30 protein-coding genes are annotated in these 23,189 nt (G+C 52.1%); 4 read left to right on the forward strand and 26 right to left on the reverse strand.

Features of this window, described 5'->3' with window-relative positions:
* Window positions 1-19 precede the first annotated feature (19 nt).
* Window positions 20-259 carry a YebV family protein gene (locus tag ACOTXD_RS13845; RefSeq protein WP_003859885.1) on the forward strand — a complete coding sequence of 80 codons (240 nt, stop codon included), beginning with the start codon at window positions 20-22 and terminating at the stop codon, window positions 257-259.
* Between the two features lie 34 nt (window positions 260-293).
* Here the strand turns inward: ACOTXD_RS13845 and pphA are convergent, their stop codons facing one another.
* Window positions 294-938 carry a protein-serine/threonine phosphatase gene (pphA, locus tag ACOTXD_RS13850; protein ID WP_023314334.1) on the reverse strand — a complete coding sequence of 215 codons (645 nt, stop codon included), beginning with the start codon at window positions 936-938 and terminating at the stop codon, window positions 294-296.
* 167 nt (window positions 939-1,105) lie between these two features.
* Here pphA and ACOTXD_RS13855 point away from each other — a divergent pair, with 167 nt between their 5' ends.
* A complete protein-coding gene (locus tag ACOTXD_RS13855) occupies window positions 1,106-2,086 on the forward strand; it encodes a VirK/YbjX family protein (protein ID WP_003859879.1) in 981 nt (326 codons plus the stop codon).
* A gap of 477 nt (window positions 2,087-2,563) precedes the next feature.
* Entirely contained in the window at window positions 2,564-3,235 is a 672-nt protein-coding gene (locus tag ACOTXD_RS13860; RefSeq protein WP_063158899.1) for an SOS response-associated peptidase, read from the forward strand.
* Between the two features lie 66 nt (window positions 3,236-3,301).
* On the opposite strand, the gene ACOTXD_RS13865 is transcribed toward ACOTXD_RS13860, so the two are convergent.
* The 10 genes from ACOTXD_RS13865 to ACOTXD_RS13910 form a co-directional block, all read right to left on the reverse strand.
* The gene (locus tag ACOTXD_RS13865) at window positions 3,302-3,709 is read right to left on the reverse strand and encodes a cell envelope integrity TolA C-terminal domain-containing protein (protein ID WP_032666022.1); all 408 of its coding nucleotides are present in this window, start codon (window positions 3,707-3,709) and stop codon (window positions 3,302-3,304) included.
* Window positions 3,710-3,851: 142 nt separating this feature from the next.
* Window positions 3,852-5,120 carry a Y-family DNA polymerase gene (locus ACOTXD_RS13870; RefSeq protein WP_232969678.1) on the reverse strand — a complete coding sequence of 423 codons (1,269 nt, stop codon included), beginning with the start codon at window positions 5,118-5,120 and terminating at the stop codon, window positions 3,852-3,854.
* The gene (locus ACOTXD_RS13875) at window positions 5,120-5,443 is read right to left on the reverse strand and encodes a hypothetical protein (protein WP_232969677.1); all 324 of its coding nucleotides are present in this window, start codon (window positions 5,441-5,443) and stop codon (window positions 5,120-5,122) included. The genes ACOTXD_RS13870 and ACOTXD_RS13875 overlap by 1 nt, the downstream gene beginning before the upstream one ends.
* On the reverse strand, window positions 5,443-5,682 hold the full coding sequence (locus tag ACOTXD_RS13880; RefSeq protein WP_232969676.1) for a hypothetical protein: 240 nt from the start codon (window positions 5,680-5,682) through the stop codon (window positions 5,443-5,445). Before ACOTXD_RS13880 ends, ACOTXD_RS13875 begins: the two co-directional genes overlap by 1 nt.
* 82 nt (window positions 5,683-5,764) lie before the next feature.
* A complete protein-coding gene (locus ACOTXD_RS13885) occupies window positions 5,765-7,042 on the reverse strand; it encodes a phage tail protein (protein ID WP_421766425.1) in 1,278 nt (425 codons plus the stop codon).
* A gap of 59 nt (window positions 7,043-7,101) precedes the next feature.
* Window positions 7,102-8,067, reverse strand: coding sequence for a DUF6453 family protein (locus tag ACOTXD_RS13890; protein ID WP_058648089.1), 966 nt, complete (start codon window positions 8,065-8,067; stop codon window positions 7,102-7,104).
* A 1-nt stretch (window position 8,068) separates the two neighbouring features.
* Window positions 8,069-11,893 carry a phage tail tip fiber protein gene (locus ACOTXD_RS13895; RefSeq protein WP_421766426.1) on the reverse strand — a complete coding sequence of 1,275 codons (3,825 nt, stop codon included), beginning with the start codon at window positions 11,891-11,893 and terminating at the stop codon, window positions 8,069-8,071.
* Window positions 11,894-11,902: 9 nt separating this feature from the next.
* Window positions 11,903-12,436 carry a tail assembly protein gene (locus ACOTXD_RS13900; protein ID WP_017385011.1) on the reverse strand — a complete coding sequence of 178 codons (534 nt, stop codon included), beginning with the start codon at window positions 12,434-12,436 and terminating at the stop codon, window positions 11,903-11,905.
* On the reverse strand, window positions 12,379-13,098 hold the full coding sequence (locus ACOTXD_RS13905) for a C40 family peptidase (protein WP_112018373.1): 720 nt from the start codon (window positions 13,096-13,098) through the stop codon (window positions 12,379-12,381). The genes ACOTXD_RS13900 and ACOTXD_RS13905 overlap by 58 nt, the downstream gene beginning before the upstream one ends.
* Entirely contained in the window at window positions 13,098-13,802 is a 705-nt protein-coding gene (locus ACOTXD_RS13910; RefSeq protein ID WP_241276984.1) for a phage minor tail protein L, read from the reverse strand. The genes ACOTXD_RS13905 and ACOTXD_RS13910 overlap by 1 nt, the downstream gene beginning before the upstream one ends.
* Before the next feature lie 109 nt (window positions 13,803-13,911).
* Between ACOTXD_RS13910 and ACOTXD_RS13915 the strand changes: the two genes are divergently transcribed.
* On the forward strand, window positions 13,912-14,088 hold the full coding sequence (locus tag ACOTXD_RS13915; RefSeq protein ID WP_200004901.1) for an ATP-NAD kinase: 177 nt from the start codon (window positions 13,912-13,914) through the stop codon (window positions 14,086-14,088).
* On the opposite strand, the gene ACOTXD_RS13920 is transcribed toward ACOTXD_RS13915, so the two are convergent.
* The 15 genes from ACOTXD_RS13920 to ACOTXD_RS13990 all read right to left on the reverse strand — a co-directional run bounded on the left by ACOTXD_RS13920 (window position 14,085) and on the right by ACOTXD_RS13990 (window position 23,189).
* Entirely contained in the window at window positions 14,085-14,252 is a 168-nt protein-coding gene (locus ACOTXD_RS13920) for a hypothetical protein (protein ID WP_421766427.1), read from the reverse strand. The two genes, ACOTXD_RS13915 and ACOTXD_RS13920, sit on opposite strands and share 4 nt — an antisense overlap.
* Before the next feature lie 10 nt (window positions 14,253-14,262).
* The gene (locus ACOTXD_RS13925; protein ID WP_421766428.1) at window positions 14,263-14,610 is read right to left on the reverse strand and encodes a phage tail protein; all 348 of its coding nucleotides are present in this window, start codon (window positions 14,608-14,610) and stop codon (window positions 14,263-14,265) included.
* Entirely contained in the window at window positions 14,610-16,790 is a 2,181-nt protein-coding gene (locus ACOTXD_RS13930) for a tape measure protein (RefSeq protein WP_421766429.1), read from the reverse strand. Before ACOTXD_RS13930 ends, ACOTXD_RS13925 begins: the two co-directional genes overlap by 1 nt.
* A gap of 60 nt (window positions 16,791-16,850) precedes the next feature.
* Complete coding sequence (locus ACOTXD_RS13935) at window positions 16,851-17,348, reverse strand: type VI secretion system-associated protein TagO (RefSeq protein WP_047653434.1); 498 nt, start codon at window positions 17,346-17,348, stop codon at window positions 16,851-16,853.
* Window positions 17,349-17,442: 94 nt separating this feature from the next.
* Window positions 17,443-17,718, reverse strand: a complete 276-nt coding sequence (cor, locus tag ACOTXD_RS13940; protein ID WP_000735926.1) for a phage exclusion lipoprotein Cor — start codon at window positions 17,716-17,718, stop codon at window positions 17,443-17,445.
* A 166-nt stretch (window positions 17,719-17,884) separates the two neighbouring features.
* Window positions 17,885-18,397 carry a KilA-N domain-containing protein gene (locus tag ACOTXD_RS13945; protein WP_421766430.1) on the reverse strand — a complete coding sequence of 171 codons (513 nt, stop codon included), beginning with the start codon at window positions 18,395-18,397 and terminating at the stop codon, window positions 17,885-17,887.
* Window positions 18,398-18,580: 183 nt separating this feature from the next.
* Window positions 18,581-19,234 (reverse strand): DUF6246 family protein, encoded by a 654-nt coding sequence (locus ACOTXD_RS13950; protein WP_182404910.1) that lies wholly within the window; start codon window positions 19,232-19,234, stop codon window positions 18,581-18,583.
* 36 nt (window positions 19,235-19,270) lie between these two features.
* Window positions 19,271-20,005, reverse strand: coding sequence for a phage tail tube protein (locus ACOTXD_RS13955; protein WP_022651116.1), 735 nt, complete (start codon window positions 20,003-20,005; stop codon window positions 19,271-19,273).
* 17 nt (window positions 20,006-20,022) lie between these two features.
* Window positions 20,023-20,409 carry a phage tail termination protein gene (locus ACOTXD_RS13960; protein WP_421766431.1) on the reverse strand — a complete coding sequence of 129 codons (387 nt, stop codon included), beginning with the start codon at window positions 20,407-20,409 and terminating at the stop codon, window positions 20,023-20,025.
* A complete protein-coding gene (locus ACOTXD_RS13965) occupies window positions 20,406-20,804 on the reverse strand; it encodes a hypothetical protein (protein WP_421766432.1) in 399 nt (132 codons plus the stop codon). Before ACOTXD_RS13965 ends, ACOTXD_RS13960 begins: the two co-directional genes overlap by 4 nt.
* A 7-nt stretch (window positions 20,805-20,811) precedes the next feature.
* Window positions 20,812-21,174 carry a hypothetical protein gene (locus ACOTXD_RS13970; RefSeq protein ID WP_421766433.1) on the reverse strand — a complete coding sequence of 121 codons (363 nt, stop codon included), beginning with the start codon at window positions 21,172-21,174 and terminating at the stop codon, window positions 20,812-20,814.
* On the reverse strand, window positions 21,167-21,346 hold the full coding sequence (locus ACOTXD_RS13975) for a DUF551 domain-containing protein (protein WP_017384998.1): 180 nt from the start codon (window positions 21,344-21,346) through the stop codon (window positions 21,167-21,169). Before ACOTXD_RS13975 ends, ACOTXD_RS13970 begins: the two co-directional genes overlap by 8 nt.
* Window positions 21,346-21,747 carry a DUF7370 family protein gene (locus tag ACOTXD_RS13980; protein WP_421765893.1) on the reverse strand — a complete coding sequence of 134 codons (402 nt, stop codon included), beginning with the start codon at window positions 21,745-21,747 and terminating at the stop codon, window positions 21,346-21,348. Before ACOTXD_RS13980 ends, ACOTXD_RS13975 begins: the two co-directional genes overlap by 1 nt.
* 62 nt (window positions 21,748-21,809) lie before the next feature.
* Entirely contained in the window at window positions 21,810-22,103 is a 294-nt protein-coding gene (locus ACOTXD_RS13985; protein ID WP_421766434.1) for a hypothetical protein, read from the reverse strand.
* Between the two features lie 9 nt (window positions 22,104-22,112).
* Window positions 22,113-23,189, reverse strand: a complete 1,077-nt coding sequence (locus ACOTXD_RS13990) for a major capsid protein (protein ID WP_199008874.1) — start codon at window positions 23,187-23,189, stop codon at window positions 22,113-22,115.

The raw sequence follows: 23,189 nt of genomic DNA on the forward strand, positions 1-23,189 counted from the left end.
CAACAAACCGGAGAGCATTATGACGAAAACCAGCGTACGCATTGGCGCTTTTGAAATCGACGACGCTGAATTGCGCGGCGAATCACAAGGCGAACGAACGTTAAGTATTCCCTGCAAATCCGATCCGGATTTGTGCATGCAGCTGGACGCCTGGGATGCAGATACCAGCGTCCCGGCAATCCTTGATGGGGAACATTCCGTTCTGTACCGTGAGCATTACGACAGTAAAACCGATGCCTGGGTCTTGCGTCTTGCCTGATCCAAAGAGAACCCGCCCGAAGGCGGGTTATTTATTACTGAAGCTGCGCCAGCGTCAGAAAGCCCCCGAATACTGCCCCCGTATCAATGTAGTGCAGATTGTTAAAATCGTAGCGTTTGTCCACAGGCGTATGTCCAAACCAGAAGTGATCCGCGCCGCTAATGCCCTGCCCTTTGCCCACCATAAAGCCCATTAACCGGTCGCGATCCCACAGCACGCGCTGGGCATCCACCGGCTTATGCCAGCCATATTCGGCGGAGGGATAATCCGCATGAGCAATCACGTTGAGACCGTTTTTGCAGGTTATTTCAATAATGTGCGGTAAGTCCCGACACGCGTCGAGTAAACCCTTCGCCTGTTTTTGTTGAGCGTCCTTAAGCCCGGTAAACCAGTTACCACCATTTATCGACCAGAGACTAAAATCATTATTTTTAAGCGCATCTAACGCCATTTGCTCGTGATTACCGCGTACCGCATAAAACCAGTTTTCCTGCATCAGCTGTAAACATTTTACGCTGTCAGGCCCGCGGTCGATAATATCCCCCACCGAGATCAGCAGATCCGTATCAGGATTAAAATGTCGTCGTTTCAGCTCATCCATAAGCCACTGATAGCAACCATGAATATCGCTGACAACCCAGACATGACGCCAGTGTTCTCCCTCTATTTTCTGATACATAACGCCTCCTGTAAGAAGTATAGCTGCCACAGAAAATGTCATGAACTGGCGTCGGATTTCGCGAATCCAAACAAACCATAAACCAGCCGGAAATAAAGATCGCTGCGCTATTAATCCCTTATTCCCTGGCCTTTAAAATAGAGCGGAATAAAAAGAGGGATTTTCACGTGTCAAACATACACCTGCAAAACGATGTTTTTTATCCGCATCGCACAAATATTATTTCTGAACTGGTGAGAGGAAAACGCGTTCCCGGCCCAATCTGGCACAAACGTGATTACCGGTTAAAGTTCCTTCTGCGCTCGCTTTTATTCTGGTCCTCCACCCATCGCATGCTGGAGGCCCTGTCCGGGCGCGATGATTTCGACAGGCTACTCACCTCTCAAATTACCTTGCCGAGCAAAACTCACCGCCAGTATCTGATGCGCGGCCTGAACTCAAATGACCGGGCCGATGCTATCGTCAGCCACTATCAGTGGATTGATAGTCTGAAAAACATCGCCCTCGCCCACGCGCTGACCAGCCCGCAAGAGGTGCCGGTTGTCCGGTTCGAGGCAAAAAACGGCGAAATCTATACCGTCCACGCCTCGTCCGCAGGTAAGGCCGAACGCGAAGGCGAAAGCACGCTTTGGCTGCACGACAATGACAATACGCTGCTTGCCAGCCTGACGTTCTGTGTCGCACGCAGTAACGGCCGTACGGTGCTGGTGATCGGCGGCCTTCAGGGTCCACGTCGTCATGTTTCACGGGAGGTGATCAAACAGGCTACCCGTGCCTGCCATGGTCTTTTCCCGAAACGCGTGCTGATGGAGGTGATCTTCCAGCTTGCCTCACGCTCGAACATCAGCGCGATTTTTGCCGTCAGCGATGAAGGCCATGTTTTCCGCGCGCTGCGCTACCGTCTGAGCAAAGGCCGTCATTTTCACGCCAGCTACGACGAGTTCTGGGAAGGCCTGAACGGAAAGAAACTCTCCCCCTTCTGCTGGCAGTTGCCGCTCCAGATGGAGCGTAAAGCACTGGAGGAGATTGCCAGCAAAAAACGCGCCGAATACCGTCGCCGCTTTGCGTTACTTGATGATATTGCGGCTTCCGTACAGGCGCGCATTGATCCCGCAGTCGTCTCAGGCAAAATACAAACAAAAATTTAACAAAACAGCCAAAAAGGACTGGACTTACGCCTGCCGGGTTGTGGTATGTTTGAGGCAGGCGCACAGGAAGTGAACCTTCTGCTGAGACGAAAACCGGATTTTATCGTTTATTTTCATGCGGATAAAAAGAGACCGAATACGATTCCTGTTTCCGCTTCAACCAGTCTTTTTTGAATTTATTCAAACACTTACATATCAGAAACCCGTTTTTAACGGGTTTCAATGCTTACCAATACATCCATTCAAGATCAAACCGTTGCCATCTTTTTCGTGTGGGCGACGAGTGAACTTCGGGATCGCTTCGATTCGAAATCTCCCCAACTTTGCGTAGCTCCTTCCAGTTTCGTAACACGCTGCTTTACGCCTTCCCATACCATCAGCATAATCCCCACCGATCCGATTGTAAGACTTAACTAGCGCGCGCTACTTTTTCTCCCTGCCCTATACTTTCAGTCTGACATCCGACTGGAGGTTTCTATGTGTGGACGTTTTGCACAAGCACAAACCCGTGAAGAATATCTGGCCTACCTTGCCGATGAAGGCGATCGCGACATTGCATATGACCCGGAACCTATTAGCCGGTACAACGTGGCGCCCGGTACCAAAGTGCTGCTGCTGAGCGAACGCGATGAGCAGTTACATCTCGATCCGGTGTTCTGGGGCTACGCGCTCGGGTGGTGGGATAAAGCACCCCTGATAAACGCGCGCGTCGAAACCGCGGCCACCAGCAGAATGTTTAAACCTCTGTGGCAGCATGGCCGGGCGATCTGTTTTGCGGATGGATGGTTCGAATGGAAGAAGGAAGGCGACAAGAAACAACCCTACTTCATTCACCGGGCCGACGGGCATCCAATATTCATGGCGGCGATCGGCAGCACACCTTTTGAACGCGGCGATGAAGCTGAGGGCTTTCTGATCGTGACATCTGCTGCTGACAAAGGTCTGGTGGACATTCACGACCGCAGTCCTCTTGTTTTGTCACCAGAAGCCGCCCGGGAGTGGATGCGTCAGGATGTTGGCGGGAAGGAAGCCGAGGAGATAATTGCCGACGGAACAGTTCCCGCCGACAAGTTTATCTGGCACGCCGTTACGCGTGCCGTGGGGAATGTTAAGAACCAGGGGCAGGAACTAATCGAGGCAGCACAATAAAAAGTTAAAGAAACCAGGCGCGTTCTAAATGAGCGAGAAGTGAACATTTAGATAGGCATCGCCTTGCTATCCGCCCATATTAAAGCCGGATTTTTGAAAATCTCTGTAGACTTCCGGATTGTTGAAGGCCGGGAATTTAGCTTTATGGGCTGCTGATTCAATCGCTTCGCAATAGGCTTTATTACCATTGCTGGTTGATATTTTTAAAGCCGTGCCATCCTGAGCAAATTCAATATGCAACCTGCATTTTTTTCCCTTCCATTTCTGAGGCTCATCAAGTTTGTCATTTATTGCCGCCCTGATTGCCCGAGCTTGCTTACCCCATTCATCCTGATCATCCCAGCGTCCTGAACTGCAATTACCCGTAGCTGTGGTCTTATGGCAGTCAGAAGGATGCAACGGCGCACATCCCGCGACCAGGCTGAACGCAATGGTTGATATAACGATTTTCTGTACTGTATTAGACAATCCCATATCTTGCCCCTAAATCCCTTTAAACCTCAGCAATATTGGCACATTCTTCCTTCATTCTGCCATCTTTTCAACTACTAATTTTTTTGCAATAGCAATTCTTCGTCCCCTTCTGGAATAAAGCGGACCAAGACATCAAGAAAATTTATCGGACTCTAAGCAAATCTGAATATCTCGTGGTATATCGAGGCGACAGCATTTCTCGCTTCATTTGCCACTGCTGCTGTATTCCCTGCCCGGCAAAATAGAGCGTGCCCTTTCCGTCCTTTGCATTCAGGTGATCCAGCACCTCCATTAACTTCTCGCTACCAGCTCGAGGCGCACTATCGTCGAACAGATTGAGCTGGGCCACGCCCTGGCTGAAGAAGTCACCCAGCATGACGCCCGCTTTCTGGTACCGGTGACCGTCCTTCCATATTTTGTCCAGACACTTTACCGCGGCGTTGATGATGTCTCTGCTGTCCTGAGTTGGCGTGAGCAGTCTTATCGATGCGCTGTTTCCGTAATACGGCTCATTAAGGGCAAAAGGTGATGTCTTGACAAAAGCGGAGATAAAACGGCAGTACTGATGCTCACCACGTAGCTTCTCAGCACCACGGGCCGCATAGCTGCAAATAGCCTGCCTCATCTGCTCATAGTCTGTAATGCGTTCGCCAAACGATCGGCTGCATACAATTTCCTGCTTTACCGGCGCGAACTCCTCCAGATCCAGACATGGCTCGCCGCGCAGCTCTCGGACCGTTCGCTCGAGTACTACGTTAAAGTGTTTACGGATAATCCACGTGCTCTGCTCTGAAAGGTCCAGTGCGGTTTTGATGCCCATAGCGTTCAGCTTCTTGCTGATGCGCCGGCCAACGCCCCAGACATCCTCTACCGGCATCAGTGCCATTAACCTGCGCTGCCGGTCGACGTTTGAGAGATCGACCACGCCTCCCGTCTGCCGCTGCCATTTTTTCGCAGCATGGTTAGCCAGCTTAGCCAGCGTCTTGGTCTGCGCTATGCCGACGCCGACTGTAAGATGCGTCCGCTGTAAAATAGTCGCGCGGATCTCTTTCCCAAATTCAGTCAGGTCCCGGCAGTTTCTTACGCCAGTCAGATCGCAGAATGCTTCGTCTATGCTGTAAATTTCCACGCGCGGGCTCATTTCTTCCAGCGTGGTCATTACCCGGCTGGACATGTCTGCGTACAGCTCGTAGTTGCTGCTGAAGCAAACAACCCCAGCTCGCCGAAACAACTCCTTCTGCTTGAAGAACGGCTCACCCATCGCTATCCCGGCTGCCTTTGCCTCGGCGCTACGTGCTATTACGCACCCGTCATTATTCGACAGAACGACAACCGGCCGCCCGCGCAGATCGGGTCTGAACACCGTCTCGCAGCTGGCATAAAATGAGTTCACATCAACCAGGGCAAACATCACATCACCGGATTGTCGTCGTCATCCCTCGCATGATTGATGAAGAACGTCACCCTACCCAGCACTTCCACTTCTTCAAGCGCTGATCCCTCAATCGCTTCACCATCATCCGTAATTAGCGCCTTGCCCATCAGTTTTGCAAACTGCGTGTGGCCGTCGCACAAAATTAACAATACATCTCCTGGCCTTTTTTTCGTGGCTGGCTCAATGACTGCAAACCCAACATCTGTTTCAAGCACCCTGCTTTCGGCCCCTATGTTGCACAGAACGGATGGAGAAAGTTGGCGTTCGACGTAATCGGTAGCAGGTGATGCAAATCCCATCAGAGGACCCTCCCCATGTTTCTCAGGATCCAGTACCGGTTATCACTACCGTCTGTCGTCTTGTCAGCGAAGCCTGGCTGATTGCGCTCTATCCATGCATTGGCGTCGGCTCGGGTGAAGTGCCAGTTAAAACCACGCAACTTTTCTATAAAGCTGTCTGTTCTCAGGTAGCGGTAGCCCTTTGGGTTAAGCTCTATGGTCGCAATAAAGGCGGCCTGAATATCTGAAATTCGGGGCATAATCTGCACTCCCTTCACTACTGTTTTTATATACAGTAGTTTCAAATGGAATGCAGATCAATTTGGGTTCGCCTATTAATTTTTAAGGCTGAATGTCTTCAGGCTGCTCTGTCAGTTCAAGAGAAGCTTCGGAAGCTCTTGTTTTCCAGATGCTATCCTCTGGCATATCGAGGCGAACGTCGATCCAGCTGTTGGCCGGAACATCCATAGGAGCCCCTTTTGTTTTGACGATCTCCCCTTCATCGCTCAGCATGTATTTCCGCTTAAAAAGCCGAATCGTCAGCCCACCGCTTTCTGTTTGCTCAGCTTCAACTACACCCAGTTCTCCCATTCCACCTGGGTCCATTGGCGGCAGCAGCTGCCAGCCTTCTGATGCCAGGCCTGCCGAACCAGTCAGCAAATAGATACCTACATCTAGCCGGGAAATTTTGATTCCCTCCGCCTCAGCATTAGCCGTACCGCATCCGCACCAGATAAAATCATTTTCATCAATATCTGTGCGCTGATTCTCGTTCTGGGATTTCACGATTCTGGCCACCGGCGAAGCTGCTTTCAGCGTGCCATCGGAGGCTTTAGTGGTATTTTCAGAAGTGTAAACAACTGAGCCTGGCTTCACGGACAGCATTGTTGAGAATGCATCGGTGCCATTATTTCTTCCTGCGATTTGGTAAGAGACGGCACCACCAATGCCTGCAACACCTGCCCTGAAGCGAGGAGTACCGTTAACCATCACTGTATGAGCCCATACACTACCAACAGTTGAAAGTCCTTCAACGGTGAAAGCGTAAGGGTTACCAGCGATACCGGCGATATTCAGGGAATTCGTTAACGTACCACCGCCAGTACCAAGAGCACCAAGTGCTGTTAGCGCTTCATTAGCTGTTTTCGCTCCAGTACCGCCCTGAGCGATGCTGAGAGCAGTTGTTAATCCGCTCAGGCTGGTAATGTCGCTGTTTGCCCCTTTCTTCGCCAGCGATTTTTGACCCGGTACGGTAACGGCAGTGCCATTGATAGTGATGGTGACATCAGATGTCCCGTTCATTACATCAGCGAACCCGCTCATGTAGCGCTGGTACATCGTGAAGGTTTCAGCGATATCCTGCGCCAGACCATCCACGCTCAGACTGTCACTCAGAAGAATGGCAAATCGGGTTCCGGCGGGAACTGCTGGGTTAGCCGCTGGCGTTACGGTGAGACTTGTTGCGCTGCCAATGGTGGTAATCTGAAATACCTGCACAGGGCTGGTCATTGCAATAACGGTACATCCGTTACGAATAAGAGATCCAGCAGCAGTGAAGTTTGTGCCGGTACCTGTAAGGGTGTTTCCGCTGATGGCGATAGTGCCAGTAGTATAAATCATGTTTTCTCCAGGCAATAAAAAACCCCGCCGGAGCGAGGTTGATTAAAAAGACAGTTTATTCAGACGTACATATCGGGTAGAACGGGAAGGTTCAGTGGCGTTACAGTGTCATTACCAAAAATTGCATACCGCTCGCGCCCAAGATATTTCCCACCCTGAACTGAAGCACTGCCGTTCTGTATTTTTATTCCAAACATTCGATACACATACATGCCATTTACTTCATGGGCCATCAGCCCGAATCTGCCCAGCGGAACATAGCCGCTGCCGATGCTCACGGCATTTTTCGAAGGCGTCCAGAGTTGATTGAGGTAAACGAAAGGCCGCTTTGTCGTCGAAAACGTGCAGGCCCCGGCTGCATTGAAGATGTTGAGGCCGGTGCCCGGTTGCGGCGCCACGCCACTGGCAAAGATGACAATATCTATCGTGCCGGTCGTTGGAGCATCATCGTTGGTGGATGGAGGGCTGAAGAACCTGACCGTGTTGCCATCGAAATCGACGGTGTTGCCGCTATTGCAGCGCCCAAAGACAATATATTTGGACTTGTCGTACCCCGCTATCGTGGGAACTGCCCAGCCGCCAGTGGGAACATTGACGGTACCCTTCCAGATACACTGTCCTGACTGCGTGGCATTGGTTATGGAGGTGAAGTCAGTGCTGTTGCTGATGAGAAGACCCACACCACTACGCTGGCCTGACGGAAATATCTGCCAGAGGCTACCGGGGAACGTGTACGTACTTTCGCGCTCACTGATGCTTACATCCTTCATCGTGGAGTTCTGCGTCACGCGGCCACCGGATATGGTGACCGAGTTCATTTTATGAAGCAGCCCTGAATCAAGATAAGCCGTCGCGTGAGGGATAAACAGCACCTGTGCCCCGGAAACATAACCGGCAATATCAGCGTACTTGGCTTTCTGGTAGCCGCTGTCAAAGTAGGCTCCAAATGACGGGCACCGAAGACCCGCCGTTATCTCCATGCGCTTTCCACCATCATTCAGGTCAATCAGTAGTCCTCTTGGCATATTATTCCCATTCTCCAAGTACGATACGTCCGCCTCCGGTCAGGTTGATAGTTACACCATTACTGTCTATCACCGTCGCCTTGTTCGGCCCGCTGAAGCCAAAGTTACCGCTATTGGCATATAGCGCCCCACGGAATGTTCCGCTGTTGAACTCAGGAGAGCCATTTTTAGGGATTGTCCACCCCTTTGAGCCGGACACATAATCATTGGACTGGATGTAGTTTCCAATCTTGGCGTTGCCGATGGTGCCGTCCTGGATGAAGGTTTCCCGGATAAACACCTGCCCGTTCTGGACAACAAACGGAAGAGTCACGGCGCCGCCTGCCTGGGTCATAACCGCGAGGCGGTCAGCCAGGAACAGAACCTGAGTCTGCATACCTGAAGGCGTATTCTGAACACCAATGCCCATTCCGGCTGCGTACTGGTTGCCATTAGAATCAATAGCTACCTTGATGCTGTACATTGCATTCAGGTCGCCGTTGACGTTAGCAATGGCCTGCGCGTTGGTAGTGATCGCTGAAGTGTGCCCGTTGATGGTCGCCGTAATGCCGTTTATCTGCGTGGCCGTGGCCTGCTGATAATTGGAAAACGTCTGGTTCAGGCTGTTAATTGCTGCCTTGTTGCCGTTCACGTCAGTCTGCAAACTCAGCAGCGAACGCGCTGTTGCCTCCCTGTCGCTTGCCATAACATTATCAATACGATCGATGCTGGCCTTACTGTCACCGTACTGCGCGCTGAGTATCATCCGCTGATTAACCTGCGCAAGCGTACTCGTTATTAGCGCGATAGCGTTATTCTGGATGCCGCCGCTGGCAGTATCGGTTCTTGCTCCCAGCTCCTCCAGGCGGGATGCCATTGATGAAGTCGTGTCGGTGACAACCTGTCGCAACGTGGTGATATCAGCAGTGTTTTGTGAGCTGGCTTGCTCGGCCGCATCTGCCTTACCTGATGCAGCGTCAGCTTTACTCGAAGCCGAATCAGCTTTATCAGAAATGACCTGAGTACTCGCAGTGAGCTGATCAACAGCAGTAGCCCTTGCCTGAGCTTCATCTGACAGAGTCTGCCTTACCTCGGTAATTCCCGCTTCGTTATGCGCTGTTTTTGCCTCAAGACGGGTAACATCCGTTACGCGTGCCTCCGTCTCAGTAGCGATCACCTCCCGGAGCTGTTCGAAAGTCGCAGAGTTAGCGCCCTGCTGGGCTGTCTGGCGCACGATAACATCGGCAATAGCCAGCGCGTTACTGATGATTGCCTCTGCGGTCTGCTTGTTAGAGCCAACCACCGCCGCGAGACCATCCGCGTTATCTTTGATGGCATCAGCCAGTTCTGCGAGCTTTTCACTACTCTCGACGGCGCTCTCGATGAGGTCTTTAAAGGTATCGCTCTCCTTAATTTCCTCCAGGATTGCATCGGTGATATCGCTAAAGTCATCCGTTGGCTTTCCTGAAGCCTCAACAAAATCAGAAACCCCGAACGCGTTGCGTGTCCGGACATATACGTAATAGACGTGGTCAAACTTGAGCTTTTGAATGGTCCACTGGTTCCCCCTTCCGAGGAATTGAGTTTTGTTCTCAATGTCATCGGTTAATGGGATCGGAGTCTCGCCAGCGTACCAGAACTCAAAAGAGGTATCTGATGTTGCCGTTACAGACATAACTGGCACCAGAGTGGCCTGTAATGGTCCGGGTATCCACTGAACGGAGTTAGGAGCCTTTGGCGCGCCTATAATAAGACTCACCTGAGTTTCGGCGCCTTTCATCCCGTTTTCATTGCGCCCACGAACGCCGAGCGTGTAGCTACCGGCAGCAAGGCCGTAAAACTCATACCGGAACTGGTCAGTTTCGTACTGAGATACCAGCTTCCCATCAGCACTGTAGATGTACAGCTCAAACACCAGCTTTTTAGTAGTGGTTGCCGTCTCCCACGTTGCTGTAACCTGGACAGTCTCAGTGTTTGTGTTCAGGATTCGCAGGTTTTCCACGTTAGGCACGCGGTAGCCGTTCAACGTATCGCTGGGAACTTCAAACACTGCACCCTCGTCAACGATGGCCTGTTTGTTGGGGTCGTGCAATGAGGCCGTTATGCTGTAGACGGAGTTGTTTTCCGTTTCGGCAACGCTCAGTATCCGGAAAAGGCGAATCGCAACGCTTGCGGTTGAAATGGCAAATACAGTTCCCGCCCTCACCCATTCAGGTTCGTTTTTGAGTGTGACGTTGTTTCCGTTAACGCCATCAATCTCATAGCGAGAGAACTTTCCGTCCCTCCCCATAATCGACATAGTGGAGCCGTCCGTTACTACCGAGGAATCAACCGCGTCAACCGTTATCACCCTCCCGGAATGAGAAACAATTCTCCCACCGAGGCGAGTTCCTGCGTAGTCATTATCCATGACCTCAACGATATCACCCGGAGTGAAGTGGATAGCATCCCGAGCCATCTGGAAAGACAACCTGCTGCTTTCACGCTTTGCTGTTTCCAGCAGCCATTTACCTGCCCGCCATGCCTGTCCGCGAGAGGTGCAGCCAAACGCCTCCAGAGTGGTTTCGTTGTAGTTTCCTTTGGCTATCATCTCATCGTCGGAAACGTACTCTTTCACCTGCTCCCAGCCGTTGTCAGGATCGGTCCAGGACACCACAACGGCATTGTATTTCTCTGAACGCTTTACAGAGCTTCGCTTGAACTCGCCATTCACAACGTTGGCGTTCGTGATTGTCGCAATCGGATCCTGTGGCGCGTCCAGCATTACGGACAGGCGCAGGCCGTCCCACAGCGCAATGCCACGGAACATGCTCGCTATCTTGTCGAGAATGTCTCGCGCACTCGCCTGCTCTGTGATGTAGGCGTTGAGCGTCATGCGTGGCTCTTTTCCGCCATACCCATCATCTACAAGCTGATCGCAATATTGCGACAGAATGTAGAGTGCGCCATCGTCAACATCGATGTATCCGGCGCGTTTCGCCAGGCCAAATCGGGTGTTTTTCGCCAGCTCACGGAACAGCCACGCCGGGTTGTTAGTCCATGCCTTTTTGAAGCCCCCCGTCCACAGCCCGGAGTAAGTTCTGGCAATTGGTTCGTAGTTATCCGGTACGTCAACGATCAGCCCGCGAAGATGATATGTGCGGCTCGGCGTGTCGGTGTACTGGTCACGGTCGATGACTGAGCCGGCAACAGCAGAGAACGGATAGCTAAGGTTGTCGTCGGTGATCTCGCTGTAGCTGTTCCAAACAGTCCCGTTTGACAGCAAATCGCTGCTGCTGTCAGGTGTAATGCGGCGAACACGGATATCAAACGGCTTGGTGTCGGGGGCATCAATGACGTGCGCCTCAAGGTACTCGCCAGAGATTTTCCCTGTAATCGTCACCGTCTTCTCCATGACCCAGCCCGACGAGCCAGTTCTGGTCTCGATAACCATCGTTACAGAGGTGTTTTTCTGGTTACCCTTGGAGTCCTGCTCCATGAGCCCGGTGACACCGATGTTAAAACGAACGCGGGTCACGTCCTGATCTGTCACGGTTCTAACCAGCGGGGTGTCGTAAGTGACCTCAGTGTTAACAATGGTCGTCGCTTCGATTGCAGAGAAGCCGTTGATTGGCTCCTGAGTCTCCGATCCAGGTCGCCAGGCAACACTAATGCCATTCACGTTGACATTACCGCTCGAGTCAGTGATAGGCGTCTTATTCAGCTTGAATGAAGACAGGTGCTCCTGATCCACCGGGCCCGCGATTGGCCCCTCAGATATCAGATCCAGTACCCGATAAAATTGTTTTGATTTGAGGTTATCGTCGAGTAATTTTGGGGTTGATGCTTTACCGCCACCTGAAGACATAGCGCCACCTTAGCTGATTGATTCTTCCCAGTCGGAATTATTAGATGTGTCGATTCCGAGACTTATTACATTGCTGCCGACCTCCATCTCGCCGAGGAGTATCGGCACGGGATGACCCTGCCCGACCCTGTTTTCTGCACTGGTAAACGAGTTATTCGTGAGGGTGTTTGTTTCGGCCGCTTCCGCTGATGTTTTGCTTTTCATGTTCCGGGACATGTAGATGGAGTAAGCAACCGAGGCGGCAGACAGCACCAGTGAGGCAATGAGAACTATCGTACTGGTCTCAAGTCCCGCCCCCTCAACCACCGGGACAAACAGCACTACAGAGCCATCCTTCAGGCGCCGATCCATGTGCCACTGCACCGAAGACGTTTCAACATCCTCACCCGCCACTCGCATTCTTACTCTGGCGTTCAGGAATGCTTTTTTGAACTCATGATTCTGAGCAAGCAAAAGACGAATGCCCTGGGCAGGGGTATCAACGTTCAGCTCGACTTTGCGGAAATGTCGGCGTAAATGCCCTGCAAATTTAAAGATGAGCACTGTTCATGTCTCCATATGGAATGCATCTGCTTAACGTATGCCGGGCGCATTTGCTCTCTCCGGCTTAAATGCCCTGAGCAATCGTGGTGAAGAATCATATTGTCATCGAGCAGAATCATTGCGTGGCAAGGGTCGGCACCGGGGAATGGCTGCCTGATTATTACGTCACCAGGCAGCGCTTCTCCCGGCGATACTTGATTGAAGCCATTGCGCGACATGTTGTTCAGATAGAGATTCTCCCCTCTCAGCCACCAGCCATTCGTCCTTTCGAAGTCAGGGAGGTCAATGCCGCACAGGTGATACGCATCACGGAATAGCGTGTAACAATCAGTCACTCCGTGCTCGAACCGCCTCCCCAAAAGGTAATCCAACGGCCTGAACGTTCTGATTTTCCCGTTACAGGCCAGCACCCATGGAAGGCCCGATGCAACCTGGCATTTACGGTCGGATCCGGACAGAACCGGGCTGTTCATTGGGTGAGAGTGGAATACCGCAGTCACCTCTCCAGCCTCCTCGGCCGCCAGCCAGTCATCATCACTGATTCGGAAGTGCTTTCCAGGTTCCGGGTGAACATTCCGACAGCGGAACAACTGCCCGCCATCCAGGATTAAGCCGCACACCTCATCCTGCGACGATGCCGCATAATCGAGTAATTCCTGCATCATGAAACCTTCTGAGAGCCGGGGAAGCTGCTGATTGGCATTGGTTCCGGTCGTGGATAACGGAAGCGGCAGCCGCTACGGCGGTGAGAGCACTTATCTTTCGCCGGGTCAGTGGTTGGATTGTCGCGCTCGTCTGCAACCGGCGGCCCGTCATATCCGCACCCGACGCCGCGATACTGCCACTGGCAGACGTCGGCAAGGATGGTTCGCGCCGGGATGATGGCGTTGTCGCAGTCGATAGGTGTTGCCAGCGTGTAGGTCACCTGCTCGAACGTCTCTTCCGTCATCTCCTCAACAACGTAACGGGAAACCGCTTCCTGCGTCGGATCTGCGTCAGGGTTGCCATTGGGGAAGTTCACCGCGTCCAGGTATTTCACCGGAACCTGACGGCGGGTGATCACCACCCCAAGCATGTCGTCGAAGTCATGGTTTATGCCCGTCAGTAAACCCGTAACGTTCGCCACCACCATTGTTGGGCGGGCATATGTGCCTTCGTTCTTTGACTCGAACCCTTCGACTGCTATCGGGTATGCCTGATACTGATTCCCCTTCCAGATCACATTTCCGTAATATCCATTGGTGCCGGAATGGAAGCGGATAAGGTCTCCACCAAAGGGTTGCAGGTCGGCTTCGAACAGGTCGATAAACGCGCCTACTCCGGCGTCCACGCTGTCGATAATTAAATTTGCTGGTATGTCGCGCACGGCAAACTCCCATAAAAAAGCCACCCGAAGGTGGCTACTGATCTTTTGTCAGGATGTGAAACAAAATAAAGAGGGGTTAGGCTGAAGATTCAACACAAAAGGAGGTTTTATGTCTGGCCTGATAAACCCAAAAGACTCACCAGAAGAATCAGCGTATGCATTATTGATTGAAATGATTAGAGCTCAAAGAGTACCCGTTTACTCCAGCGGGAATATTTCTAGTCTTCTATCAATGTATGACCAGGCAGTGCAGCATTTTAAAGATGAGGATAAAGAAAGCAGTTAATATCCATCGCAAAGCCTGATAAAGCTCTCACGAACGGATTCGGCAACAGCTTTGGCCTTTTCCGTTCTTTTATCATCTTCCCACGTCGATACCCCTTCAAGTTCGCGAGAAAGCGTTTTTGCAGCTGCTTCAATTACATGCTCAGGTAGCTCGGTAAACTTCATAATAACCCCCTTATCGTGGTACTTGTTCAAAAGTGGCCGTCAGTTCAAACAGCGGCCCGGTCTTTGTCATATTCCAGGAGCGGCAGACAAACAGCTTCCGCACTCCCGTATCGGATGGCGTCCAGTAGAACGATTCAACCGCCCCCCTGGCTTTGAGGAATGCCTCTGCATCCTTAGCTGGGTTACTGCGGCACTGGCCGCTGACGCCGCGAAAGGTGAGAGAGTATTTATCCATCAGTGTATTGATACCCTTCACCTGTCGCTGTTCGTAACCGTCGCCGAGCTTAACGACGGCAACAGTCGGCGTGCGCTCAACGGAGTATGCTTTCTGTGGTGTCCATGTGAATGTTTCTGGCACTATGACCTCCGTAGTAACCCGTTAGGGCGCTGCTGATCACGAATGGTGCTGAGGCTAACCTGCTTCATCATCTGCGCCATTTTAGCCATTGTGGCATCGTCTATGCCGCCGGTGGTGTTGATTTCAAAGGTGATGTGCTGAACCACACTGCTTCCCCCACCCGCCTTATCAGCCGGTATCACCTTCCCTGACTGATTCGGAATGAACATCTGCTGACCACCAGCAGTCTGGAAGATTTCAGAGCGTCCATCTTCGTTGATGCGGTAGGCGTTTCCTGCTGATACCGTGCCGCCATAGCGACGGCCTCCACTCATGGTGACACTTGCAATATTCGAAAGCAGGGAAGCGCCGGCCGAGGCGATGGCTGCGTAGTTCGCCATTTTCTCCCCAACGGTCAACTTAGAGGGATCAGCCATAGCCTGCATAATCGCCGTGTTAAGACTCAGGGTTGATTGCGCTATCGCGAATGCTTTTGCAGCAGCGAACATGGCAACATATGCACCACTGCTCTTTCCAGACGTGTTTTCGATAATTGACGCCAGGCTGTCAAAGCCCTGCGATGCCGAGCCGAGAATGGAACCTATCGCCTCAGTTTGTGCATTGGCCTCATCTACAGCAATTTTCCTCCTGGCGTTTGCTGCCTGCTCCTGAATGGCTGTCTTGGCATCTTCGTATTGCTGGACGCTCAAAACACCCATTTGCTGGTACTGTTGCAGTGCCGCCAGCTTCTGCTGCTCCTGGAGCGCTATTTGAGCCGTCGGGTCTTGCACAGCGCCGGTAACAGCGTCAGGGGTGGTTTTGTTGGCGGCAATCTCCTGATCGGTAAAGCGCTTAGCCTGCTCTGCCTGAGCGCGGTTCTTAATAGCGTTGGTCACCTCCCATATCGCCTTGGCCTGAGACCTTGCCTTGGCGATCTGCTCGTCCGTTGCTTTATTGCCTAGCGCAACAACGGCGTCGTATTGAGCCAGCTCCAAAGAACCCTCGGCATAACCGGTGTTGAGGCGGGATAGTGCAGCCTGTTGCTTTGATATTGCTTCGGCCGCGGCGTCGGCGCTTCCCTTTGCTTTTGCCTTATTGATGCCTGTTTTTTCTGCTGACCCTATGGTGGCTTTTATTGTTATTGGCTTGCTATTTTTTGCTACTTTTTGGGCTGCATCCCACCCCGCCCTGGATGACTTCTCCCAAGCTTCAGCTGTCAGTTGAGCTGATTTATCCTCGTTCTCTTTCTGCCAGTCACCAAAACCAAGCCAACTCCATGTCCGCGCTCGCCTGGCGTACATCTCAGCCTCAGAGCGGAGGTCTGCTATTTGCTGACTTGCTGTGGCGGCCTGCCCGGTAAGCCTGCCAATGGCAACCGCAAGAGAATCTATAACCAGAACCATGCCGTTACTGGCCTCTGTGGCCTGGTTGATATCATCAACCATAGTAAGAAATGAGTTTGTCAGCGCGGTATTGGCCTGAGAAAGCGTACGCGGAAGTTTATCGAACTCTGCATTCACTGAACTTGTTTGCTTCTGAATGGCGTTGAGAGCATCTTCTGCCGTCAGTTTCCCGTCCAGCATCAGCTGACGAAGCTCTCCGATGCTTACACCCATCCCGGCGGCAATCTGGCGCGCCAGTTCCGGCATTTGCTCAAGGATGGAGTTGAACTCCTCCGCCCGGACAGTGCCGGATGAAATTGACTGACCGAACTGACGAAGAGCATTCGCCATTTCATCGGAAGATGACCCGCCGATACTTCCTATTTTTTGAAGTGTTTCGGTTAGCTGGATGATCTGCCCGTTAGATGCACCGGTATCGCGCAACGCCGTGCTGAGAGTCTCCCACAGCCTGGCGGTATCCTGAATTGAACCTCCGGTAGCCGAACTTATTCGCTTTAACCCCTGCATTGTATTCGATGCAGAATCCGCACTCCCTGTGAGCCTCTCAATCCTCGCGTTGAGTTGATTCATGGAGTCGGCGGCAGACAGAAAAGCCCTTCCCCATTCAACAATCAGAGCAACAGAAATAGCTGCGGAAACCTTACTTATTGCCATGGACATCTTGGAGGCGGAGTTGTCGGCCTTCTTAAACCCTGCATCCATGTTATCAGTTACAGTCGCAACCTGCTTATCAGCACGCAGCAACTGTGCCGTATCGGCTTTGATCACATATTCAATATCACCGACGTTCTGGGTCATTTCACTTTCTCCAGGCAAAAAAAACCCAGCGAGCGCTGGGTTTGTATTAAGGCAGTGTTTTTATTTCCACTTACAAGCCTGTGATAAATTTTCCATAACTTTATCTGTTTCTGACAGGTCAAATTCAACTACTTGCATCGTGGTTCCGTAAGGTTCAAAACCAAATATTACTTTTTTATGTTTAGCCAATTCCTTTATAAATTGTATTGGCTGCGGAGCAAATGCCGCATCACCGCCCTCTCCACCACCCCAGGCCTTCTTAACTGGTTTTCCACCATCGAGTCGAATAGTTACTCTTGGGCTATCGGATCCCATATAGTCGCTGAACGATAAATAGACTTCCGTCTTATTGTCACTGCAACGCAGTACGAGACTTGTCTCACGACTTGAACCCGCTTTGTTGTAGATATCCGGTGATGTATTAATAGCCACGAAGTCAGTCTGATCAGTCATCTTATTTGTCTCTGACTTGGTAATCCACGACCCGAATTTCTCTACGCCAGCATTTGCAGAAAACGATGTTCCAATGACTAAAGCCCACAAAAGCACCTTCTTCATATCCCTATCCCCTTTGGTAAATGTGCCAAAAGAGTAGCAGGGATCGGCGCAACGACAAAACCCGCAGTTAAGCGGGTTCGGATGTGCGCTTCAATCAGGCAGATTTGGTTGGAAGGTCGTTACGAATCTCTGGCTTCTTGTCGCAGGTAGTGCTGGAGAAATTGTTCTTTGATACCCACTGCCAGTTGAACGGATAGCCGGCGCGATACTGGGTCTGGTTGGCTACTTTGCGAACTCCGTAAATCTGCACGGTGGTATCTTGCCCGCCGAGCATTGCCACACCTTCACAGATCGGTTCCTGTTTCTCCATGATTCCTGCGCAACCAGCGAGGAGTGCAACGCAGATCGCAATAATTGGTAGTTTTTTCATTCCTTTATCCCTCTACGCCATTTTAGGCATTATCCTATAGCCATAGACTAAATGAGTAAACGACAACCACCCCCTCAATCTTTGTGGTTTTCAAATGCTCTATCACCGATTTTCCGCGCCATTGCGGATCTCTGATGGCCGTCAGTTTTCTGGCGGCTTCTTTTTCTCAGTAAATACCCGGCAAATACATTTGCACCTCATCAGCAACGCGATCACGCGCTGCATGGAGTAGCTTTTTGCGTCCGCCAACTCCCCACCTGGCCATCTGGCTGGCGCATCGGCTGATCTGTTTGGTTTCGGTATTGATGATGTGGTCGATTTTGTTCAGGCGGGACATGGCACTGATGCCGTTTCGGATCACCATCTGAAAGGTTTGGTACACTTTTATTTCGAATTCAACACTAAGCCATGCGGCATAGCGAATCGCCACCAGTTCTAACCCCCAGATACCAGGCTGAGCACCACCTTTGATAATCTTGACCGAAGCTATTTTTGTAGCTTTGGTCAGTTCTTGCGCAAACTTTTTAATTTGCCCACTTTTGATGAAGTTACTTGGCCTCTGTGATTCCGTGGCTTTGCCTTCAGCCACTGCGGCAGCGTGAAGATCATTGAGGTTGTAGCGCCATTCGCCATCAACACGAACGGTTACGCCGTTTACAGATACGGTTGGATAGTGCATGAGGTTTACCTATAGAAAGTGAGCCTGTCACACAGAGATAGCCGCCCCAGAGTACAACTAACTCTCAGGCTCGCTTTCTGTAGGCTCTAGGATTATAACGTGCGCGTGTGAAGCGCGTTGGTTTTATTGCAGGTGTAAAAAAGCCCCGCTATTGCGAGGCTGGTTGTGTTGCTCCGAAGGAGATTAATGCGGTCCGTTCCGTTGCGCGTCGATAGCCAGCATTTGCTCGGCCCAGTCCATAACCTCGTCGTATTTCTCCTGGGTTGGCACCCTGGCTTTCTCTTTCTGCGGGAACTTGGCATTCATGGCGGCTCGGAAGCTAGTCATTGTCATGTTCCAGGCATCTGACTCGCTCATTCCGAGGTGAGCAACAGCGGTGTAGACGAATGACCGTACATCGAATTTGTCGCTGTATTCGCCCTTCTTACCTTCGAACTCTTCCGGCGGCTGATCGCCCATTACGCCATGCAGAATCAGGTGGCGGGCAAGCTGGATAACATCCTCGATCGGGATAGCCCCAGGCTTGAACAGCAGCCGCCCTGCCGCGCTCACCGAGTACGAACCAATCAACTCTGCAACATCACCCTCTGAGCAATGCCGAACTACGTTTGCAGCCGATGCTGCCATTTCAGCAAAGCATCGGGCATTTGCCGCCTTCAGGATTTGAGCATCGGAGATTCGGTGTTTCGGGTAATGCCCGGCATGAACCTTCACGAAAGCATCAACAACCTGTTCCGGCGACCCAATACGAGACATGGCGAGGAATGAAGGGTTGAGGAATATCTCTTTGCCACTGGCGCAGACAACGGCCTGGCCGATATCGGTTATTGCTTTCATGAAACCTCTCAAAAAAAGGGGCCGAAGCCCCTGATATCACGCTGCGTTGACAACAACCGTAGCAGACCCGGACGTCACGCTGCCAGCTGTGGAGGAAGACACCTGACAACTGTATGATCCGGCATCACCGGCAGCCACGCTTGCTTTGGTGAATGTTGCTGATGTTGCGCCAGAGATGTCACTACCACCCTTCTTCCACTGGTAAGTCAGTGCTGAATTGTCAGACACAGTCGCAGCCACCGACAGGTTCAGCGTATCACCAACGGTCAGCGTGCGATTCTGTGGCTGGGTAGTGATGGTGATAGTTGCACCAACGTCGCGCACGTCAACCTGACCGGCACTGGACGCTTCGACAGACCAGGTGGCAACGTCGTCGTGCGGCGCCTCATCGCCCCATGATGTCACCATGAACGGCCCTTCGGTGATATCGTTCGGAGAGATGATCTTGAACCATACATACGGCTGGTTGCTGGTCTCTGCTGGCGGGTTGTAGACGTGACGCTTAAGCGCGTTCTGCGCATAAACATCCTCTTTGCGGGTCACACCGTCACCAGAGAACGAAATGTTCTTGTAAGTAACGAGGTTCTCTTGCGTAAATGCAGCGCTCATGTCGCCGGTCGCATCTGCGGTTTCCCACTCTGCATTTACTGTTTTGCCGCGCATCATGCCGAGTCGGCGGTAAGCGCTGGCGGTGGGTTGTACTTCAGGGCATCCAATCGCGTAATAAACGACGACGTCTCGCCCGGTAAAAGCGCCCGATTCACACGCCATAGTGATTTATCTCCGTGTTATCTGGAAATGATGGTTTGAAAGGAAATATCGAAGAGGTAACGCCCTTCTTCGGTCTGGATGGCGGTGATGCCGCCTATTGGCTGCATCGAAATGATGCATTCGGTTTTGTAGTCGTCGATCATCGCCTGGCGGATGGCGTCGGCACGATCTTCAATCTCGTTAATATTGCTGTCGTTCTGGCCTGACAGGAGGAGGATGCGGAAATAATCGCGGGTTATCGCTTCTTCTGGCTTGCCGCCACCGCTCTGCTGGATGACAAGGTATCTTTCCCCCTCGGTATTCTCCAATTCATTCCAGAATCGCTTCTGGATGCGATAACCAACATCAAAGCCATGCGACTGCAACCACGCTCTCATCGCGTCATACACTTCGCTACGCGTCATACTTTGTACCCTTGCTTGATGATGGCCTTAATCTCGTTGAGACCGTCACGCTCAAAGCCTTTGCGGAGGAAGTCCGGTTCGCCATCTGGATCCCAGTAATTGCCGCTGCCGTCTGGCCTTGGCTTGCCTTTCAGCTTGCCCTTTGCGGCATTAACTGCGGCGGCATAGTTAGCCGTATAACCCACCCGCCCAATCATTCCTGATGGCATTGGTTCGAGTTTTTTGTATTGGCTGTTGATGAGAACTGATGTTTTCGCAACCGGAGTAATCAGCGCCGCATGGTTGACCCCGGCATTCATGACTTCATAGAGAACTTTCTCCGTTCGGATGCCAGCGATATCACTCAGCACCTTGCGGGTGTTCATTTGAACACGCTTGATACCTTTTACGGGCATGATCCCCTCACGTCAGAATTTTGTAGTCTGGTTCTTCTTCGAAGAATGACATATCCCATTCAGTCACCGCTTTGATGATGTTTGCACCAGCTTTCAGCGGATCGGCCTGAGATGTTGTGTCACCTCTGGCGATATACCAGTCACGCTTCGGCATGGTCGCATCGATGCCATTGCGCTTCAGTTCAGTGAAGAAAATCAGGTTCGTGGTGAACTCTTTCCCGCTGGCATCTACCGCAACTTCATTGTTTGCCGTCCAGGTGCAGTCAATCAGGTAGGGGGTTCCGGTTGTCCAGGTGCTGTTCCAGTCGTCGTAGACGCTCGGGTAAACAGTGGCAACATTGGTATAGCTCCATGCGGCTGTTTCAGACACCGTTATCCTCCCACCGGATCACCTCCGGATTCTCCGCCGCAACCTTCCGGCACAGCAGATACCAGTCACCGTTGCTTTTGACGTATCCGGTAACGCGCTTACCACTGTCGGTCATCACCCAGACTTTGACAAAAGGCTCCGGCAGCCGCTTCTTAACCGATATCCAGGCCATTACCGACCCCCGCCACACATGCATCCACCCCTGGCAATCCATATGCCAGCAAAAGCTGTATTGGTCGGGTCTGGAGGGATGAGGTCATTAGCGCAGCCGTGTTTATCGGTGACGCGCAACAGTGCCAGCGCCCCTTTCCAGCGATCCGGAAACGACTGAAAACGGAATGAACGAGATGCACCATTAGGGCCAGTCTGCGAGCTGATATACTTGTCGCCTTGCGCCAGCCCCATAAGCGCCAGCAGATAGAGCTGAATCAGCAGCGCGACTGATGCCGGATAATGCGCATCGAGACACTCCTGTATGCTGTTGGCCTGGTCGACGAGAGCCTGAAGAACAAAATCGGGAATGGAAACGCCCTGACTTTGCAAATACCCCTTCGCCTGTTCGAGAGTTACCATTATCGACTCCGTGAAATACCCCGCCGGAGCGGGGCATAAAAAAACCGCCTTAGCGGCGGCTGTTATTCAGCAGGGAAAAGTTTTTTGAGTTCGCCTTCCGGCAGCAACTCACCGAGCTTTTCAGCGCCCAGGTTGCCTTTGAACTCGATACCCAGCTCAGTCAGGCGGTCCTGAATAATCTCTTTGCGAGATTTCTCACCGGTACCGGCATCAGGTGTCGCAGGTTTCAGCTCACCACCAGCCTCGCCTTTCATCAGCCGGACGTTAGACTTCAGCGCCGGGTGAAGCTCTTTCAACTCCATCACGTCGCCAACCTTCACGCCGAACCATGGGCGGACAACTTCGTATTTAGCCATGCTGTTTCCTTACGCCAGGTTAGCGCCGTAGACAACGCCGGACAGGCCCTGATCGTCTGCGGTAATTTGCAGGCCTTCAGCAGACATAATCTGGAAGTTGTAGTTAACGTTAGGCAGTGGGCGCGGCAGCGGAACAACACCTACGGCCATGCCTACCAGTGGAGAGATCACGTCACGACGGCGAACGTAGGCGATAAACTCGTTACCGGTCAGCGCGAAGCTCATGCGGATTTCTTTCACCGGCGCAAACGGCAGAACCGCCTGCAATACAGTGCCGCTTACAACGCCATTCACCACGTACGGCTGCGCCAGGTTTGCCCAGATTTCCGGGGAAACCCACATCACATCATATGCGGCGACTTTGTTCGTGCGGGCGGTAGTACCGAATGCGCCTTTACCGAAGAACGCAAAGAGCGCGGTCATGTCAGCGGTGGTAAGGTCGATATTCGCGCCACCAGCACCGGAACCGAGGTTGATCTTCTTGGTGTTTCGGTGGTTCTTAATGCCCTGCGCCGGGTAGGACTGAACCTGAATTTTTGAATCGCCGTTGAGGTAGTAATTAACGCGCTTCTGGTTGAACTTGCGCATCTTCGCCATCTGCGAATCCAGCACCAGATCAATGCCTACAGAGTTCAGGCCAGCAGCATGACGCCAGTTAACACCGTAACCAGCAGTGAACACCGGAATCGGGTCGCCGTCGCTCGCGTAGTCAGTATGATCGAAGGAGAACGGCGCCTGGCCATCAATGCTTACTGACACGTCGTCAGCGATGTCGCCTACCACGTTATACAGCTTGGCGGTTTTACCGACCGGCAGCACCGTCTGAACTCCGATCAGGTCGTTCACGATTTCCATGCCAACTTCCTGATCCCGCAGTTGCAGCACCTGGTTGTCAATCTCAGCCCAGAAGTCACGGGAGAAACCGCCAACGGCGTTACAGGCCAGCATGTCAGCCGTCATGATTGCGCGGTTAGCCGCAATGATGGAATCGTTCTGTAGGTTCCACATGTTGCGGTTTGCCCACAGCTCACTCCAGTGCCCGCCAAGGCGGGAGTTAGTCGCCAGCGTCTCTTTTGAGAAGTACAT

This window comes from Enterobacter cloacae complex sp. CDL013 (assembly GCF_049238805.1).
GTDB lineage: Bacteria > Pseudomonadota > Gammaproteobacteria > Enterobacterales > Enterobacteriaceae > Enterobacter > Enterobacter hormaechei_C.